14 protein-coding genes and 1 tRNA gene are annotated in these 18,187 nt (G+C 57.4%); 7 read left to right on the forward strand and 8 right to left on the reverse strand.

All coding sequences use genetic code 11. From position 1 onward, the window contains the following. Positions 1-383: 383 nt before the first annotated feature. The 4 genes from NKI72_RS29585 to NKI72_RS29600 all read right to left on the reverse strand — a co-directional run bounded on the left by NKI72_RS29585 (position 384) and on the right by NKI72_RS29600 (position 3,959). The gene (locus NKI72_RS29585; protein ID WP_502909002.1) at positions 384-530 is read right to left on the reverse strand and encodes a recombinase family protein; all 147 of its coding nucleotides are present in this window, start codon (positions 528-530) and stop codon (positions 384-386) included. Positions 531-674: 144 nt separating this feature from the next. Beyond that, positions 675-1,646 (reverse strand): hypothetical protein, encoded by a 972-nt coding sequence (locus tag NKI72_RS29590; protein ID WP_352851573.1) that lies wholly within the window; start codon positions 1,644-1,646, stop codon positions 675-677. Next, the gene (locus NKI72_RS29595; protein ID WP_352851574.1) at positions 1,627-2,808 is read right to left on the reverse strand and encodes an AAA family ATPase; all 1,182 of its coding nucleotides are present in this window, start codon (positions 2,806-2,808) and stop codon (positions 1,627-1,629) included. The genes NKI72_RS29590 and NKI72_RS29595 overlap by 20 nt, the downstream gene beginning before the upstream one ends. Next, positions 2,808-3,959 (reverse strand): GmrSD restriction endonuclease domain-containing protein, encoded by a 1,152-nt coding sequence (locus NKI72_RS29600; RefSeq protein ID WP_352851575.1) that lies wholly within the window; start codon positions 3,957-3,959, stop codon positions 2,808-2,810. Before NKI72_RS29600 ends, NKI72_RS29595 begins: the two co-directional genes overlap by 1 nt. A gap of 259 nt (positions 3,960-4,218) precedes the next feature. Here NKI72_RS29600 and NKI72_RS29605 point away from each other — a divergent pair, with 259 nt between their 5' ends. The 7 genes from NKI72_RS29605 to NKI72_RS29635 are packed head-to-tail and all read left to right on the forward strand — an operon-like array spanning position 4,219 to position 13,422. Continuing rightward, positions 4,219-4,701 (forward strand): very short patch repair endonuclease, encoded by a 483-nt coding sequence (locus tag NKI72_RS29605; RefSeq protein WP_352851576.1) that lies wholly within the window; start codon positions 4,219-4,221, stop codon positions 4,699-4,701. Further along, positions 4,622-6,115: a DNA cytosine methyltransferase gene (locus NKI72_RS29610; protein ID WP_352851578.1), complete on the forward strand. Its 1,494-nt coding sequence runs from the start codon at positions 4,622-4,624 to the stop codon at positions 6,113-6,115. Before NKI72_RS29605 ends, NKI72_RS29610 begins: the two co-directional genes overlap by 80 nt. After that, positions 6,078-7,625 (forward strand): ATP-binding protein, encoded by a 1,548-nt coding sequence (locus tag NKI72_RS29615; protein ID WP_352851579.1) that lies wholly within the window; start codon positions 6,078-6,080, stop codon positions 7,623-7,625. The genes NKI72_RS29610 and NKI72_RS29615 overlap by 38 nt, the downstream gene beginning before the upstream one ends. After that, complete coding sequence (locus tag NKI72_RS29620) at positions 7,609-9,165, forward strand: Z1 domain-containing protein (RefSeq protein ID WP_352851580.1); 1,557 nt, start codon at positions 7,609-7,611, stop codon at positions 9,163-9,165. The genes NKI72_RS29615 and NKI72_RS29620 overlap by 17 nt, the downstream gene beginning before the upstream one ends. After that, positions 9,162-10,382 carry a Z1 domain-containing protein gene (locus NKI72_RS29625; protein WP_352851581.1) on the forward strand — a complete coding sequence of 407 codons (1,221 nt, stop codon included), beginning with the start codon at positions 9,162-9,164 and terminating at the stop codon, positions 10,380-10,382. The genes NKI72_RS29620 and NKI72_RS29625 overlap by 4 nt, the downstream gene beginning before the upstream one ends. Then, positions 10,379-11,356, forward strand: a complete 978-nt coding sequence (locus NKI72_RS29630) for a PD-(D/E)XK motif protein (RefSeq protein WP_352851582.1) — start codon at positions 10,379-10,381, stop codon at positions 11,354-11,356. Before NKI72_RS29625 ends, NKI72_RS29630 begins: the two co-directional genes overlap by 4 nt. Then, positions 11,353-13,422 (forward strand): AIPR family protein, encoded by a 2,070-nt coding sequence (locus NKI72_RS29635; RefSeq protein ID WP_352851583.1) that lies wholly within the window; start codon positions 11,353-11,355, stop codon positions 13,420-13,422. The genes NKI72_RS29630 and NKI72_RS29635 overlap by 4 nt, the downstream gene beginning before the upstream one ends. Here NKI72_RS29635 and NKI72_RS29640 read toward each other — a convergent pair. From NKI72_RS29640 to NKI72_RS29655, 4 genes are all read right to left on the reverse strand, one after another. Further along, positions 13,389-14,615 carry a restriction endonuclease gene (locus NKI72_RS29640; protein WP_352851584.1) on the reverse strand — a complete coding sequence of 409 codons (1,227 nt, stop codon included), beginning with the start codon at positions 14,613-14,615 and terminating at the stop codon, positions 13,389-13,391. The two genes, NKI72_RS29635 and NKI72_RS29640, sit on opposite strands and share 34 nt — an antisense overlap. 90 nt (positions 14,616-14,705) lie before the next feature. After that, positions 14,706-16,823 carry a CHAT domain-containing protein gene (locus tag NKI72_RS29645; protein WP_352851585.1) on the reverse strand — a complete coding sequence of 706 codons (2,118 nt, stop codon included), beginning with the start codon at positions 16,821-16,823 and terminating at the stop codon, positions 14,706-14,708. Positions 16,824-16,893: 70 nt separating this feature from the next. Next, positions 16,894-17,604 (reverse strand): hypothetical protein, encoded by a 711-nt coding sequence (locus NKI72_RS29650; RefSeq protein WP_352851587.1) that lies wholly within the window; start codon positions 17,602-17,604, stop codon positions 16,894-16,896. 477 nt (positions 17,605-18,081) lie between these two features. After that, positions 18,082-18,171, reverse strand: a tRNA-Ser gene (locus NKI72_RS29655). Between the last annotated feature and the right edge of the window lie 16 nt (positions 18,172-18,187).

Genomic DNA, 18,187 nt, shown 5'->3' on the forward strand with positions numbered 1-18,187 from the left:
GCGTCTCCCCAAAGAAAGCTTGACCCCAGCACTCCGGTGCTCAGGTTCTCCTGGCTGCCGGATGCGCACGTCTGCGGTCTTCACCGGATGCGTACATTACATCGTCGTTTTGCGGCTCACCTTAGCGGCTGCAAGGGCCGCCTCATCGCTGTCGCCAGCAATTAGCCTTCGGCGAAGCTCTACCAACGCATTTTCGGCCTGTTGCGCGCCCGGAGTTATGCCGACAATCGCGACTCGGGCGCCACGCTGGATGTGTTCGAAGACCGAGTAGCTGAAAACAATGTTGCCAGTTCTATCTAACGCAAGCTGGCCGCCAAGCGTTACATTAGAGCGCATGGCACCCTTGGGTGCGTAGACATGCTTGGCCGTACACTAGTCTAGGATTATAGCAAGCTCGGCTCAACCATCTCGGCTCGCCCCTGAGACCTTTCCGACCGAACGATGCCGCAGCCTTCAGCCTTGAGCTTGGCGATTTGCGTTTCAAGGTCCTGGTCAACGGTGCTGACACGGGCGTAACCGATCAGGCTCATGGGTGTCACCTCAAGGCTTAGGCTCGAAGGCTACACTGTCACAAATAGTCGGTGTCAACTCCGATGTTACATCACACGAAGCGGACCATGTTACGTCACTTCAGGGCATACCTTGATGTACCAATATGCGATGAGAGGTAACCGCTAGTGGTTCCAAGTGCGGAGATGCGGCCCGATGTAACCGATCTCAATCGCACGGAGTGTTTGATCAAGTATGAAGTGAATCCGATTACCTCGATCGATCCAGATGTGCTTTTCATACGTCCGTATTTCGCCGGACGCCGCACGAAAGCGACGCTGATCACCGTAGTTGTCCATCGTAAGGTCGCTCTCGTTCCTAAGGACCATGCTGCCCGGATCAACTTGGGCGGCGCCAGATGCTCTCCAGCGCTGAACAAGGTCATCGAGGCTCGCAAGCCTGGCAAACGCGAGCCCCAAATACTCTGCTGGGAAAGTCATTATCTGATCCGTGACGTCCCGGCCCCACATCAAAGTGGGAAATGCTGTCTCCCGAATGGCTTCAAAGTTCTGACGCGTGACCGCAACTCGAGCAGCATCCTGCTTGCGAAGAACGATGGCTTCCACATGGCCGGGACGGCTGGCATGATCGAGTTCCGCCCGACCTGTCCCGCACTCAACGACTGCATGATCGAAATTCCATCGGTTGTGAGCAAGACTGACAAGGGTGCCGCCCGTCACAACGCACTGCATGGCATCGTAGCCGGCGTCGCAAACGGCTTGATATATATTTTCATAACCCGGTACAGGCCCAGTGGGGCTGAGCCGTAGCACCGCGTCGATGGCACTCTCATCGAGCTGTTCAACGGCCGGCGCGTAGCACAGCAGCGCGTCAAAGAAAGCGGCAAGGTCGCGCGTGCTGCCCGACTCATAGAACGTGGAGACGATCTCTCCGAGAGAGATCGGTATGCCCTTCGCGTCATGGGCGATAATCAGATCCCAGGGGTTATGGGGAAGTTTAATGGGCCGGACTGGACCAGGCAGCTGACTATCGAGCTCGGCGAGAGTCCGTAGAAGCGTTGCCACCAGGGCATTTCCGGTGTGAAGCGTGGCTTCCGCCGGGTCATTCGACGCGGTGTTAAAGACGTATTCTGACATAATTAGCTGCGTCTCGGCCGGGCCATTGGGCAGTATTTTTTCGATGCTGATCGAAGAACCCTTCGGGCCACTCAGAGAGGCGGCCCTCGTCATCAATCACGGGGCTTCGACGAACCGCTCGCCCCCCCGAAAGATGGAGGTAGTGGAAGACTACATCTTCGCGGCTGAGCACACCGTTCTTGACCATTAGACGCGCGCCGTCGAGTACGTGGTCACTGTGCGTCTCGATAATAACTTGTACACCGGCGGCGGCCGCCCGTGCGCACAGCTCCCCCATTAGGGTTTGCCCACGCGGATGCAGGTGCGCTTCTGGGTTCTCGATGATGACCAGTCCGCCCTCCGGTGCCGCAAGCAACGCTGCGAGTACCGGAAGGATGTAGCTGAGTCCGAATCCGACGTTCGTTGGTCGGAACTCGGGCGAGCGGAGCGCTCCTTCGCTTCCAAAAGAGAAGGAGCCGACAGCTAAGTCAGCATCTGGCACCCCCACGATGCTCAACTGAACACCTGGGCTAATCTCAGCAAGCCAAGCCTCGATTTGGTCGCGAAGCCGCTCACCGGGGGCGTTCTGCAGTTTGCGAGGATCGCCTGTCCGCAGTACGATTCGATCTTGGTGTCCGAGCAACGCATCCAAGACATGCTCGCCATTCTTGCCTAAGTCGAAAAGACGCCCTCGTCCAACTTCGATTGGCAGAGCCTTGCGGGGGCCATATCGTTCCGCATTTAAATAATTAAAACCGGCTACGTGGGCGGCTCCGAATTGACCTCCGCTGAAAAGCATTACGCCCTGCTCCGCCATCTCACGTACGGCTTCGCGAGCTTCGGATAGGTTGGCCCAAGACGCCTCACCCGTCTCAACGTCTACCAACCAAGCGGCTCTAAGGTGCAAACATTTGTCCGCTTCGACCTCAAGCCAGATCATGTCCTCGGAGGCGGAAGTGAACAAGATGTCGCTCGCTCGGCCAAGGTCCACCAGATCGCCTGAAAGTGAAACTTGTGGACCCGTGAACCCGCCGCGCAGGCAAATCTGCCTTAGGACGAGCATCGCCTGGACGACACTGCTCTTTCCCGCGCCGTTTACGCCGGAGAGCAGCGTAAGGCGCTGTAGTGGGACGACCTCATTTTCGAAGCACTTGAAGTTGCCCAGCCGCAGCGCCCTGATCATTATTTCGGATACTCCCCAAGCACCTGTTCTATTGCCTGTTCGATCGCACCGAAGCGCTTGTGAACCCTCTGCACCGTGCCGGTCGACGAAGAGATGGACACGTCGAAGAAATGATCGGCCTGCATAAGTTGAATGAATGTTTCGCGCAGCAACTCCCGTCGCTCTGTAAGTAGCTTTTGCTTGTCAGCGTCGAGGCGGGCCAGATTGACGCTCCACGCCTCAAATAGCGCCTTGCTGACAGGTTTACGATCGTCCTCCATGGCATAGCGCTTCCGGAATGCGTCTCTGCCAAATATCTCGAAGGCGACATTCATCGCCACTAGGAACCGCGAACGGATCTCATCAAGAGGCACCTGCCCAATGGAGTTGAGCTGGCGCATCGCTTCGCTCAGGTACGCGTCGAGATCGTTCCTGTCGTATCTCCGCCAATCGTCCAGGTAGAAAGCGGCGAAGCGCAACACACATTCCTGCGCGTCCATTCGGTCATCGCTTACACGGCCATCGGTGGCGCGCTGAAACTCAGGTGTTCCGACCATGGCAGCCAGAAAATCTCGCGCCGGACCTTTGTAAAGGGCGTTCCTAATCTCCTGCCCCGTAAGCGGAAGGCCACCGGTGTTGAGCCGCTTGAAGATGTTGATCATAACCTCATCGGGTGTGCCCGGCTGGATGATATTCAGTACGAGAGAAGTTTCCTCGATGCGCCGCTGCATCGGGCGGGGCAGCTTAGAGAAGTACAGGCCCTCGAGCTGATTAAGATACTCTAGCCCCGTCAGAGGGAAGGCATTTGACATGAAGTCGTGAATCGTAGTCAGCCGCTGCAGGCCGTCTACTACCGACCAAAGATCATCCTCGGTCGCCGCGACATAGAAAACAGGAAGGGGAATACGCAGGAGAATTGATTCGATGAGCTGGCCCTTCTTGTGCGGCTTCCAGAGACGAGCGCGGCGCTGGAAGTCTGGCGCAAGGTCGATCTCCCCATGATTTATCCGCCTGAAGAGGAGATCGATCGTTCTCGGCTCCGTCGTTACGCGAATTTTGCTGGGATCGAACGGATGGGTTACCTCGACATTATCATCAGCGGGCTCGTCCTCAACGCCATGAACCGCATTGAGGGCGTGCTGTTCGCTGTCACTGATCAAAGTGTCCGACAATCTGGGCTCCCTTCCTGCTTGTAACCTGAATAGCCTGCGATCTCCGGCTGCGAAAGGGGCTAAGTCAGCGGTCTGCGAGGAAGTTCATGTGCTGAAGATCTGAAATTGTGGCATCGTTTCGTGCTCATGACTATCGGTGGATAAGCACTGTCCCGTAACAGGTGAGGGGATTGGCTCAGGGTGAAAGGCCCACCGAGATTACAAATGGCCAATTCCGCTTGATGGTTGCAATCTCGGTGCGTGCCGCCACACTGGCCCCATGGACATTGTTACCCCCGCCGCCCGTTCTCGAATGATGAGCCGCATCCGCGGCAAGGATACGAAGGCTGAGATCGCCGTTCGAAAAGCTGCTTCCGGGCTTGGACACCGGTACAGGCTGAACAGACGGGACCTGCCTGGTACACCTGATTTGGTGTTTCCCAAGCGGAAAGTGGCCGTTTTTGTACATGGATGCTTCTGGCATCGTCATATCGGATGCAAATATGCGTATGAGCCGAAGTCTAATGTTGAGTTCTGGACCAGAAAGTTTCAGAACAACGTGGCGCGTGACGGGCGCGTGGTGGGGGAACTTGAGCGGCTCGGCTGGCACGTTGTTGTGATCTGGGAATGCCAGACCTCAGATTTCGATAGCCTCAGACGGACGCTCAAAGCATATTTGGACAATGAATTCAGACAACAAGCGACTGATTCGGCAGCGAAAGCTTGCCCGTCTGAGGGCTGGAGCGCGCCCCCGTCTGCTTGAAATCTGTTCCGGTGCAGGCGGGCTTTCCCTGGGGATGAAGGCTGCGGGGTTCGAGCTTTCTGCACACATTGAACTCGAGGCCGAAGCGGCTGAGAGCTACGCGGCAAATTTTGGCCACGGCCGCCGCAGCGACGACGCATGGGCGAAACCCCGTGACATGGAGCGATGTTCGGCCAGTAGACTGGTCAATGACCTCGCACTGTCTACTGCTCCCGAGGAGTCCTTCGACGTCCTGGCTGCCGGACTCCCTTGCCAAGCTTTTGCGCGTATCGGGCGCTCAAAGCTGCGCTCCGTCGCCGGGGCGGACGACGCTTTTCAGAAGGACCCGCGCGCTTCACTCTACAGATGTTTTCTCGACTTCGTGCACGACACTCAGCCGCTGGCGATTGTCATTGAGAACGTTCCGGATATCCTGAACTTCGCCGGTCATAACGTGCCCGAGGAAATCTGCGAGACGCTCGAAGAAGCCGGATATCGAACAGGCTATACGATACTGAACGCAGCCTACTTCGGTGTTCCGCAGGTGCGCGAGCGGCTCTTCATCATTGCGCTGGCCGATATCATGAACCAAAGGCCCGCTTTCCCAGGGCCGACGCATTTCCTTGACCTGCCCCGGGGTTACGAAGGATCGAGGCGGGTCGCACTGAAACATGTCGATCGGAATAGCGGACGGTTCCACGAGATTGTCACGCCGTCGGACAAGCTTCCGCCGGCGATTAGTGTTGGCAGAGCGCTGCACGACCTGCCGCTGATAGGCGAACATCTGACGGATCCTCGCACCATGCGGAGACGCAAGATGTCTGATGTGTTGCCCTATCGTGCGCCGAAGGGCGGGCCTTCTGCCTACGCGAAGCTAATGCGCGGCTGGCCGGGTTTTAGAACCGATAATGGAACCGGCGGGCATCTGGTCAGGCTGACGCCGCGCGACTTCCCCATCTTTGCCGCAATGAAGCCCGGAGCAGATTATCCGCAGGCAAGAAGGCTGGCTGAAGAGATGTTCCTCGATGCTCTCGCCGAACAGGGTCTTTCGCACTACTCAAGCGGCTCACCGGCGTATGAGGACCTTCGTGGCAGCATGGTGCCGCCGTATGACCCTGAGAAGTTTCCCAACAAGTGGTGGAAGCTAGACCCTGACAAACCGTCTCGCACGCTCACTGCCCATATGGGCAAAGACACTTATTCCCATATCCATTTCGACGGCAGGCAGGCCAGGACGATTTCGGTCCGAGAGGCGGCTCGACTTCAGTCGTTCCCTGACGGGTTCTTTTTTGCGGGCGCGATGAATGCAGCGTTCCGGCAGATAGGAAATGCCGTACCTCCGCTTCTTGGGCTCGCGGTGGCGCGTGCCCTGCGAAAGCAGCTCAGAAGAGCAGCGAGTGGTGCTGCAAGGATCGACGGACGACGAGCAGCGTGACGCCATGGTGCCCTTGACTGTCGAGATCACTCCGTCTGCATCCGCCCTTGTCGATTCTCTGAGAGGGTTGGGCTATGCGCCTGAAACCGCCCTCGCTGATCTCGTCGATAACAGTATTTCAGCTGAGGCGAGCCAGATCGAACTCGATCTGCAATGGAATGCGGGCAATCCCATTGCCGTCGTGCTGGATGACGGCCACGGCATGGACTACGAAACACTTGTAGCCGCTATGCGGCTGGGTGGTATTGGGCCATCGGCAGAGCGCGATGAATCAGACCTCGGACGCTTCGGTCTGGGTCTGAAAACAGCTTCCCTCTCTCAAGGTCGGCGAGTGACGGTTGTCACGAGACGCGAAGGCGTGACGTCGTCTCTCTCCCTTGACGTCGATGTTATCGCGAGATCGGGGTGGATTGCCGAGGTACCGGACCCGTTGCCTGACCATCCCTTCGTTCAGCGCGTGCTGACTATAGATCAGGGCACGGTTGTCATCATCGACCGAATGGATGCCCTGAGCGGTCTCCTGGGTCTGCAAAAAGAGGCATTCTTCCTTCGGCTTGAGGAGATCCGCGCCCATCTCGGCATGGTTTTTCACCGATTCATAGGTGGCGATGCGACAAGAGTTCCGATTGTTGTCAATGGGCGGGCGGTCAGAGCCTGGGACCCTTTTCAGACTAGCCATCCTGCAACACGCGAAATGCCCTATGAGCGTATCCGGCATGCGGGCGCGGCTCTCACCATCAAGCCGTATGTTCTCCCGCACCGTGACCGCTTCACTAATGATGCCGACTACGAAGCGGCGGGCGGACCCGGCGGCTGGGGAGCGCGGCAGGGTTTCTATGTTTACCGGGGAAAGCGCCTTCTCGTCGCCGGCAGCTGGCTCGGTCTCGGTGGCGTTCGCACATGGACGCGCGATGAGGCGAGCCGTCTGGCGCGCATTGCAGTTGACCTTCCGACCGGGCTGGATCGCGACTGGCGCATAGACGTGCGCAAGTCTCAGGCGCTGCCGCCGGGCGCACTTCGAGCGCGCCTGACAGCTATTGCCGGACGGTGTCGGGCCGAAGCACGTGAGGTATTCGCTTTTCGTGGTCAGGGTCCGCGCTTGCATGGCGCTCCGCATACTGCGCCAGCCGTATGGCTGGCGACGGAAAGCCCCAAGGGGATTCAGTACCGAATCAATCGAGACCATCCGGTGATCCTCTCGTGCCGTGAGGCAGAAACAGGCGGTCGGCGCCCTCTGAATGCTGTCCTCTCGATCATCGAGCGAAGTGTCCCAGTGGAACGCATATGGCTCGACGTATCCGAGTCTGAAGGCGCGGAAGTTCCTGAGCTCGACGCCAATGACATCGCTCAACTGAGCGATCAGCTGTACGAACTCGGAAAGGCGCTTCCAGAGAACATGACACTCGATCAACGCCTCGACACGCTTCTTCTCAATCTTCCAGGAGATCTGACGAAACTGAGATCGGAACTTATGCGGAAGCTGGGGGATAACAATGACGGATGTGATTGAAGCGCTAGCCCTTAGGGCAAGAAAAATCCTGCAGATACAGAAGGATGCCGGTGAGCAGATCGACCGTGCGGCCATCGCGAAAATCGTCGAACTTGATGCGCCGATTTTCAGCCTTGCCACTAGGCAGACCGTAAGTTCGGAGCAGATAGAAGATGCCACGCGCTTGCTCTGGACCATCTTCGTTACTGAGCAAGGGCCGGCGCTTACCCTTCAGGACAAGGAGCGCCCGGCAGCCTGGTATGTCGGCGAGCGGCGACAGCCTGGATCGTTCATGCAACGATACCTCTACAAGCTGGAGGAGGATGGATGGCCAGAAATGTCCATTCAGCAACTCCAGGACAGCACCGCCAGAATCCTCGAAGTCATGGACGATCCTCAGCGTCCGGGAAGCTGGGACTGGCGCGGCCTCGTCGTCGGCGATGTCCAGTCAGGAAAGACGGCCAGCTATGCAGGTGTCGTCAACCGCGCTGCTGACGCTGGCTACCGTATCATCATCGTGCTGGCGGGGATGCACAAAATCCTGCGCCTCCAGACACAGAAACGCTTCGATCAGGATTTTCTCGGCTACGACACAAACCCTAAGACCCGCCAGCCTAATCAGCCTCTGCGCATAATCGGCGTCGGCAACTTCAACGCACAGCTTACCGTCGACAGCTTGACGATGGCTGACGTGAATGGGGACTTCAATCAGCGGGTTGCGGACCAGCTCAGCTTCTCGCCTGTCAATCAACCCTGCGTCTTCGTAGTCAAGAAAAATGCCACCGTTCTCAAACATCTGAATAATTGGATCGCCCGCCTGCCCGCACCGGCGAAGGCGGCGCCTGTCCTTGTGATTGACGATGAGGCGGACCAGGCTTCGGTCGACACCGGAGACCAGCCGTTTCTTGAGGACGGAACGTTTCAGGAGGACTACGATCCGAAGCGGGTGAACGGTGAAATCAGACGACTGCTGATGAAGTTCGATCGGCGCGTCTATGTCGGCTACACGGCAACCCCGTTTGCAAACATCTTCATTCACGATGAACGGAAAGCCAAGGACTACGGCCCCGACCTTTTTCCGTCCACCTTTATTGTCTCGTTAACGCCCCCAGACGACTACTTCGGTCCTGCCGCAGTCTTCGGCACAAATGACGACGCGGACAATCCCGGTCTGCCGCTCGTTCGCGCCCTCGATCAAACCGGCGAACGCTGGATACCGGAGAAGCATGACAAGTATCTGAAGCCGCGCTTCAATGGTCAGGAGATCATTCCGCCAAGCCTAGAGAGGGCCATCGACACCTTCCTGCTGACGTGTGCGGCTCGCGCCGCAAGAGGTCAGGAGCGCCAACACAATTCGATGCTAGTTCACGTCTCGCGTTTTGTTGACGTTCACATGGAGGTACATCGACAGGTCGAGACGTATCTGCGCGAAACGCGTGCCATGATCTCCAATGGCGACCATGAGACTCTTGAACGCCTAAAAGCTCTATGGGAGTCTGACTATAAACCAACGACTGAAGCCGTCGAACCTACAGTCTACGGTCGCAATACGATCCCGTGACGTGGGGTCAGGTTCGCGCGCTCCTTCCCGATAGTTCCGACAAGATCCAGGTCATCACCGCCAACGGGAAGACCAAGGCGGACGTCGACTACGATGCCTATAAGGACAAGGGCTATTCTGTCATTGCTGTCGGCGGCGACAAGCTTTCCCGTGGGCTCACGTTGGAAGGACTCTCTGTCAGCTACTTCCTGCGTATATCGCGCCAGTATGACAGCCTGCTGCAAATGGGGCGCTGGTTTGGGTACCGCCGTGGCTTTGCCGATCTTTGCCGCCTTTTCACCACCCCGGATATGGAAGACTGGTTCCGCTATGTCGCCACGGCTCAGAAGGAGCTGCGCGCACAGTTCTTTGAAATGGCCCAAATGGATGCGACGCCGAAGGACTTTGGCCTGAAGGTCGCCGTTCACGAGATCCTGGAGGTGACCGCGAAGAACAAGCAGCGTCACGCCGAACTACATCAGAGCAGCTACGCAGGTGAGGGCAAGGTGCAGACGGTCATGTTCCGCGATCGTGTGACCATCGAACGCAACGCGGCGATAACTGACGACTTCATCCGCGGCCTTGGCGATGGAACGGGCAACCCGCGCCGCCCAGGACCAGACAACAAGAAGGCTGACGGCACTCTCTGGACTAACATCGCTGGACGAGAGATTTCCGACTACCTGAAAAATCTTACCTTCCCGCCAGAAAGCATGCAGGTCGACGGCAAGAAGCTCTCAACCTACATCAACGATCAGCTCGCGATGAATCCGCCTGAATTGACGCAATGGACCGTTTTTCTTGCGACGGGTAGCGAGAAGGAAGTCGAAATCGCTGGGCGCCGACGCAGATGCATCTTGCGCACGCCAAGGGACCCCAGGAACGGAAAGGCTTTGCCTGATGATCGATTTATCATCGGCACCACACTAAGTCCCCTGGACCAAGCCATTGATCTTACCGACGTCGAATTTGACAGCTCTCTGATCATGACAAACCGGGAGAGACAGTCGCGTACCAAGCCTCAGACGAAGGTGCCGTCCGGTGAGTTCATTCGGAAGGTTCGGGGCACACGTCCGCAGAACGGCCTTCTGATCATCTACCCTATTGATCCGGAGCAGGCGAAGGTTGAGTCGACAGATCGTCCTGTCATCAGTGTTGTCGTCAGTTTCCCGGACAGTGATGCCGCCGACAAGCGCGTCTATCTGGTCAACAGCGTTCAGCAGCGTGAGGAGTCATGACCGCCTGGCTGAATGTGCTCAGTGATGCTTGGTACGAGCTGGCGCAAATTGCGCCCGTGGCCCGTCAATATCGAACGAAGTTGATTTCCACAGATGTTTCTTTGGACATCTTGGCGGGAATGCGGGCAGCCGACAACGCGCCTTGTCTGATGCTTCAGACCATGCCGGCGCCCGCGACACTTTTCGAACTCGGAGGAATGAGACTGAGCACCGTACCGGATGACTCAGGTCCATTCCTGGTTCTTTCCCTGGAGGATGCGAGCAGGCGTGATCTCTTCTTGACCATCTGCGCGGATGTTGTTGGTGCCGCAGCGCTCGCTGGTGGAGCGGGTGCCCTTGATCAGTTTCTTGCGCGTCTGGACGCGTGGCGGCAGTTTCTTCGCGATCGACGAGATGGTCTGTCTCAATCGGAAACGATCGGCCTCATCGGAGAACTGCTCATCCTGGAGCGCGTGCTGACTGCGAACCGGCGTCATCTCGCCACTTGGCAATCCCCGAATGACGGGCTGCACGACTTCCTAATTGACGGCCATGCCCTGGAGGTAAAAACCAGTCTAGGACCCGCACCGACCGTCACGATTTCTAGGCTTGATCAACTCGACGCCTCTGGACTCCGGCAGCTCGATCTCCTGCATGTCAGGCTGATCGAAGCCCCCGATGGGCGCTCTCTGCGCGACATTCTTTCCGCTATTGCGACTGTCTTGCAGGACGCTCTCCCCCGACGCTCATTTGAGAATGCACTTCTGCGGCGGGGTCTCATGCCCGATGACGAGAATGCCCGCACTGCACCAAGAATACAGCTGCGCACCATTGAAGCTTACTCAGTTGCAGATGGGTTCCCACGTCTCACACGTGCAGCAGTCCCTGTGGCCATAACCGAGGCAACCTATACGCTTGAAGTTCGAGCGATTTCTGCATTCACCGTAGACGTATCCACTGTCCTCGATACCTTTGTTCAAGGAGACCCGTCATGATCGACGAGACTCTTCAGAAATTCGCAGAAGAACTCCTTAGCGAAGTAGAAGAGGGGCTTTCGTCGGACGTTCCCTTTTCTCAGGAGGTTTTCACTCGGACGGTCCTTGAACGTCTGGAAGAAGCCGGACATCTCGAAGGTACTTTCGACCTGTACCAGGAGGGCCGCCTTCGCAACGGCGCGGCCTATCGGATCGATGGCTACGCTTTTGATGAAGAGCGCATGCACCTCGATCTCTTTACGACGATCTTCCATACCGATCTGCCGCCGGAAAAACTGCCGGCAGCAGATGTGTCGAAGGCCTTTGAACGGGCTTTGCGTTTTGCCGGGGCCTGCATGGACGGCCTCGCCTCGCAGCTCGAACCATCCAACACCGATGCAAGCGACCTTGCGAGGCTGATCGAAACAAAAGCCTCCGAGATCGGTACCGTCAGGATTGTCCTGCTCACCAATGCGATGGTCGGGAAGTTCGCTGCCAGCAGCGACTGGCGCGGACGGAAGATCGGGCAGGAAACCTACGATATCGTGCGGCTGCAAAGGATACTCGGAGAAGGCCAGACACGCGCGGACATATCTGTCGATCTTGTCGCCCTGACTGGAAGGCCGGTTCCTTCGTTGCACGCGCCCACGCAGGATGGCGAGTATGATGCCTATCTGACCGTTTTGCCCGGAGAAGTTCTTTCGAAGGTGTACGAGCGCTATGGCGCGCAACTCCTGGAACTGAATGTTCGAGCCTTCCTCGGGTTGCAGGGCCGCAAGAGCGTAAACGCGGAACTTAGGCGGACTATCGTTGAACAGCCATCCATGTTCCTTGCCTTCAACAACGGAATCGTTGCCACCGTGGATGACCTGGACGTTTCAGAAGTCGGGCAAGGTGCCTGCGAAATTCGCTCTCTGCGGGGACTTCAGATCGTCAATGGCGGGCAGACAACCGCCTCGCTGCATCGCGCTAGGCGCAAGGAAAGCCTCAGCCTCGCGAATGTCGCCGTCCCAGTTAAGATCATCAAGGTTGGCGGTGCTGAACTCAGCGAGATGGTCGCATCCATCTCAAAAGCCGCAAACCGCCAGAACACAGTCCAGCTTGCCGATTTCTCCGCGAACGATCCGTTCCATCAGCAGGTTGAGACGCTAGCCAAAAATACCTGGCTCGACGATGGTCGTGGACGCTGGTTCTATGAGCGGGCGCGCGGCTCCTATCTGGCGGCCGAACAGAAGGCCGCCTACCGCAAGACAGAACAGCAGACTTTCAAGGCGCAGACACCGAAGAATCGCCGGCTCAGCAAGCTAGACGTTGCTCGCTATCTGACGGCCTGGTCCGGACTGCCGCACCGGGTATGCCTGGGTGGTCAGAAAAACTTTCAGCATTTCATGCAGAGACTGAAAGACGAGCCGCCGCCACCACCCGACGCGGCATGGTTCAAAAAACTCGTTGCCATTGCGATCCTCTACCGCGCGGTCGAGAAGAAAATACGGAGCATGAAGTTTCCCGCCTATGGGGCGCAGATAATCGCCTACGTCGTCGCCGGTCTCAGCCATCGCACTGGTGGCCGGATCGATTTTGGCAGACTGTGGTCGCGCCAGCAGGTGAGCGTGGAGCTTGAGCGCCTAGTCGAGGATTGGGCGCCACTGATTGATGCAGCCATGCGCCTCTCCGCCGGCCAGCGAAACCCCAGCGAATGGTACAAGAAGGAAGAGTGCTGGAAGGAAATTCAGATGGCCCTGCCATCACTCTCCGATCCTCTGCCACCGGAACTGTCCTACTCGGAAACGGACGGAAGCACCATTCTCGCGCCGATCGGAACTCATTCCGTTGCTGATTACGAGCGCATTGAACGCTGCATGAAGATCGGCAGCGCGCAATGGCTTGAAGTGGCTGAGAAGGGGCAGAAGAGTGGCGTGATCCACTACAAAGTAGCAGGCATCTGCCGCACCCTTGCCACTTATGCAGCCGGGGGATGGGAGAGGAAGCCGTCCGTCAAGCAGGCCAAGCCGGCTCTTGAAGCCCTGCTTGCGGCAGAGCGCGCAGGTCTCCTTCAGTCAACAGTGACGGACGAAGCCGCTTCCTGATGATCAGTCAGGCGGTCGCGGCCGTGAGAAAACTCTTCAGCAAGCCACACTCTCACCGCATCGACCGCCCCGCGTCCGTTGCGCCTCAGAAGCTCAATGATGTCAGTCGCGGCAATGATGACGATCGGATGCCCGTCTTCCTTGATCTCCTTGTACGCCTGGAGATCGACGCACGAAGTCGTGACAAGAATGCCGAACTGGCGGTGCCGGAGACGTGAGATCAGACGAGATACGTCCCTGACATTCACCGCATTGGGCGGCGTATAGCATTTCGCTTCCAGGGCGAAGTCAACGAGGATGGCGCTTGGGCCTGATCCGACGCGCATCTGGCCCACAGCATCGCGCCCGCCATCACGAGAGGGCCGTGTCACATCAAGCGTCGCGATGTCAGGCATCATGAGTCGTGTAATGGCTGCGGCGCAATATTCAAACGAGTGGGGACGATCCACGAAATGCTCGCGGATGACCGCAATCAGCGCTTCCCCCTCTCTGTCCTTAGGCAGCTGCTCGGCACGGGTTCGATATTCCAATGACCGGCTCGCAACAAGCGGCAGACGCCGGCCTGTGCGAATCCAGTTTCGCCATGCCTTCGGTGCGAGACTCTCATCAGGTTTTCCCGAGACGATCGTATCGATCCACGCGCGAGAAATTACCGCTGCGTCGAGCACGGTGAACCGCGCTCTGTAGTTCTGGAAGCGGCTGCCGTCCGCCGTGCGCCAGATGGCAACCAGCTCTTCCGAGGCATCGAGATCCGAAGCCCCAGGTACAGCCAGTCCCAGAAAAATCTGGTCGCGATTGGTTCCGGCACGCGCAAACAGAAAGATGGGCGGCACTCCAGCTCGCCCCTCCGCTCCCTGGCGGGAAGCCGTGAAAATGCGCTGGAGGATGAGATTGCCATCGCGACCGGTATCATGAAGCTCGCGCCCCGGTTTCTTGTTGTCGCCGTAGTAGGTGAATACGCCTGTCTCCCTGTCGAGGTGGTCCGGCCAGTCCGGATCACTCATGCTTGACGTCAGCACTAGCATGTCCAGCCTGCCAGCAACCTTCCCGCGATACCGAAAGCCGCCTTGGCTATCCACTCGAAGCAAGCGCGGCAGCGGATCATCCGCTGCGTTACCAAAGCGACCTCCCTGATAGATGGCATCAACGTGAAGGTCGGCTGTCTTCAGCTGATCTAGCGGTACTATTCTCAATTTACCTCCTTCGGCATGCTGACACGCTCCGTAAAAAATCGACGCGTGCGACAACTTCATCTCGTGGGAACTTCAAGTGAAGCCCCATATTCACGTGAGAATAATCGGACAGCCCCAAGAAAGCACGCTTTCAAGGACTATTGCGACGCGTTCGCCCTGGAGCCGATGGATCGCCTGCAACTCGGGTGAAATCTCCGTCAGCTTTTCAAGCAATCCGGTCTGGTTGCGCATCAACTGCGAGGCTTCCTGCAACGCAGACGCTGCTGATCGGCCCCCTAGGGTGAGTGCCAAGCTGCTTCCGAAGGCCAGCGCCGCGTAGTAATCGATCGGCCAAAGGTGAGCGATGATCTGTTGCTGCGGAGAAACGAGTTCCTGCGCAAGCCCCGACCGGGCCATGCCATTTAATGTCTGGGCAGTGGCACTGGAGCAGATGTTTAATACAAGCAGACGGCGGCCGTGGCTTGGCACTTTGAATTTCGTGATATCCACGAGTGAGACGAGGCTGTCATCGTGCATGAGCACACCCGTCTTTTCTAGATCGTCGGCCGATTGTTCGCCATGGCCGATGACCCAGAGAAGGTCCGCTTCCGGATCTTCGTAAAATCGTTGGAACGCGTGCTGGTCGAGGGTTCCAGTCACAATCCTCAGATCCCATCTCGCAATTGCTGCGACATGCCCTATGACCTCTACTTCCGCCTCGGTCGTATGCGTCGCACCTGGCCAAATCGAAACCGTTCTGATTGGCCTCATGGCATCTGGCGCACTCAACGAAACTTCGAGCGGAGCGTTCCAACCAAGTTGCTCCGAGAGCATTGCCTGGAAGGGATCGCGGTGTGCCGGCATCACGACGACCGATCTTGGCATCCAACCCTGTGGCAAATGCGCGGCCACTTCTGACAGCCTGTAGTGATCCTCCATCGCTTTCCAGATATCCGCGCCATGTTCGAAGGCCGGAGTGCTCTTGAGCCGTTCGTCGACCTTGATAAATCGGTCGCCCTTTGGCCCTCGGAAATATTCGTTCAGTGCAACCGAGTTGGCAGTGAGTGTTTCCTCCAGCGTGTCGACAACTGCGCCGGAGGCGAAGTGCCGCCCACCGGGCCAAACATAAGCCACTCCGTCACTGTGATTGGGCGAGACAAAGAGAATGTTTCCGTCCGCGCAAGTCGTATCTGGTTCTCCGTACCATGAGAACAGGACGGCCATAAGATCGTCGGTCGACCCGAACTTGCAAAGGGAATAGATGATCGGATGCAAGACGAGGATGCGCGAGTCCAAAGAGATACGGGCCTCACTCCTTGAGTAGTGCGCACGATAGCTGTCGGCCAAGCCGCGGACCTCTGCGAGAACGTCACTACGGGCATCGCGCCATGCATTTTCGCTGTCGATCGTAACGGCGAGAAGCTGTACCGTTTCGTGTGATCTTAGCTCTGACCGATAGTCACGAAGCGTGCGACGCGCCCATTCGACCGGGTGCGTATGAGTATAAAAGCCGGCCTGCGTTGTCATCACGATCTGGATTTGGACCTTTTCGCTGACAGGGGTTTCCGGCTGTTGAAGCAGATCCAGAAGGATGTCCGCCAACGCTTTCGTAGCCTCGAACTTCCGTGGCGCTGTATAAGCGATGATGGCAGTCAAGGCTCCGATTCCTTTGGAGCCTGCCGTCTTCACAGCTTCGAGCGCTATGTAAAAACATGCGTCGAAGAAATCTTTGCAGTGGCCATCAAGCCCACCAAACTTGTGCGCTACGATAAATGCCGCATACACCCAATCGACCGCGACGTCCGACGCGAGTTCGTTCATTTCAGCTGATGCCCCCGGGAAAGGCGGCAACCTGTATTCCGCATGGTTTTCCATGCGGCCGAAGACGTGGGTTCGGGAGATAGACCAGAGAAGCCAATGATAACAGTCGCCGAGACGGCCGGCCGACATGGTCTGATGTATGGGGACCTGTGCGACGACAAATCGAAAGCCGTCAATCATGGCCGCTTCGTTTGGATCGGTCACGCGCTCTGTCTCGCCCACCACATCCGCGCGCAGTGCACCGCAGAGTGCCCGCAGTTGACCGTCTGATTCCTGAAATTTTATCTGAACATCAAAAACGAGGTTCGCCAGAGAAAAACCTTGGCCGATCCAGCCAAAGGGGAGGTCCCAAGGCAGCAACTCGGGAAAGGCGTTTGCTGTCGTTGGAAAGCTGTCTCCCAAATTCATTGGCCATCTTCCTTGGCGTCCGAGCGATCGCACAGCCAGCAGTTGCTCGCCAGCGTCAGCGGAGGCAGTTTCAAATCTTGAACCGTTCGACCCTTACGTGCTGCACAGCCATGTCCACTAGGTCGACACTCTTGAAATGGTCGAGAAAGCCTTCGCTTTCCATGGAAAGCCGTTCGATACGCGGCTCGAGCACCGGCACCACCGCCCTTGCCGCGTTCACAATCAGAGGTAAGGCATCGAAGAAAATCGGCAGGTCTGGGTGGTGGAGGCGGGCGAAGGCGGAAATGGCGTCACCGCCAAGATAGGAATAGATGGTCGCAACCCTATCCGCACTCAGATGGGTCGTCTCATACGGCATGTTGAGCAGTTCGTTCGTGTCTGTCCACGAGATCGCCTGGATAAAAAGTGGCTCGCCAGACCCCGGCGGCCGGCCGTAGGCGACCAACCCATATTCGTTCGACGTGCGACCCTTGCCGCCGCGCGTGAAGAACGTCTCCAAGCTTCTTATTCGACGGGCATGGTTATGATGCTTGGCATTGCGAAAAGCCAGCAATGTGGCAGTTGGCGCGGTTCGATTCCACGCGAAGACGACATGAGGATCGTCCTTTGCCGCATCGTAGATGCTGTGAAAGGCGTTTAGGATCGCCGACAAGCCTTGGTCGAGATTGCCGGCACATTCCTGTGGGTCGATCCGCATCAGCTGCGGTGCGCGGATGAGATGTTCGGTATTGATGCGCAATGCGTGCGCAAAACTATCGAAGGCTTCACTAATTGATTTCACGCTGTCCTCAAAATGTTGGCAGTTCCTCGGCGCCCACGGGCGACGAGCGGTGTGACAAACGAGTATTCAGGTATACGCGCACGGGTGCGAAAAAGGGTATTGAAGGGTGTGGCAAAACCTTCCGCGACAAACTCGTCGATCTGGCCGTTCCTGTCCTCCATCGGCGACGTGTCCGACTTCTACATCTTTCGGCTGCCCAGTGGAATGAAGTTGGCCAAAGGGATTAGCTCATCAATCTGGGCCGACTCCACCCAGAGGCGTTAGCCTTCGAACGCTGAAGGTTCTGCTTTTACTGCGCCTCGAATATCAGTCCACGGGGCGCATTGAGGTCTTTCGGCCCAGGCGAATTTCGTCAATTTGCGTCCAACTGCATCCACGAAAGGCCGCAGTGATCCATCATGAATGTGGGGTAAAACGTGGGCTTATGGCGGGCGTCAGTATAATTTCATTTTATTTTCAGTATGTTACTAAATATGCTGGCGGAGAGAGCGGGATTCGAACCCGCGTTACGGTTTCCCGTAAACACACTTTCCAGGCGTGCGCCTTCAACCACTCGGCCACCTCTCCGTCTTTTTAGCATTTT

Source organism: Mesorhizobium sp. M0437, from assembly GCF_040321335.1.
Taxonomy (GTDB): domain Bacteria; phylum Pseudomonadota; class Alphaproteobacteria; order Rhizobiales; family Rhizobiaceae; genus Mesorhizobium.

Excerpts from the sequence above, each read along its gene's own strand:
- NKI72_RS29585 (WP_502909002.1), bottom strand. The coding sequence starts at position 530 with ATGAGCCTGATCGGTTACGCCCGTGTCAGCACCGTTGACCAGGACCTT.
- NKI72_RS29590 (WP_352851573.1), bottom strand. The coding sequence starts at position 1,646 with ATGTCAGAATACGTCTTTAACACCGCGTCGAATGACCCGGCGGAAGCC.
- NKI72_RS29595 (WP_352851574.1), bottom strand. The coding sequence starts at position 2,808 with ATGATCAGGGCGCTGCGGCTGGGCAACTTCAAGTGCTTCGAAAATGAG.
- NKI72_RS29605 (WP_352851576.1), top strand. The coding sequence starts at position 4,219 with ATGGACATTGTTACCCCCGCCGCCCGTTCTCGAATGATGAGCCGCATC.
- NKI72_RS29610 (WP_352851578.1), top strand. The coding sequence starts at position 4,622 with ATGAATTCAGACAACAAGCGACTGATTCGGCAGCGAAAGCTTGCCCGT.
- NKI72_RS29620 (WP_352851580.1), top strand. The coding sequence starts at position 7,609 with ATGACGGATGTGATTGAAGCGCTAGCCCTTAGGGCAAGAAAAATCCTG.
- NKI72_RS29630 (WP_352851582.1), top strand. The coding sequence starts at position 10,379 with ATGACCGCCTGGCTGAATGTGCTCAGTGATGCTTGGTACGAGCTGGCG.
- NKI72_RS29635 (WP_352851583.1), top strand. The coding sequence starts at position 11,353 with ATGATCGACGAGACTCTTCAGAAATTCGCAGAAGAACTCCTTAGCGAA.
- NKI72_RS29645 (WP_352851585.1), bottom strand. The coding sequence starts at position 16,823 with ATGAATTTGGGAGACAGCTTTCCAACGACAGCAAACGCCTTTCCCGAG.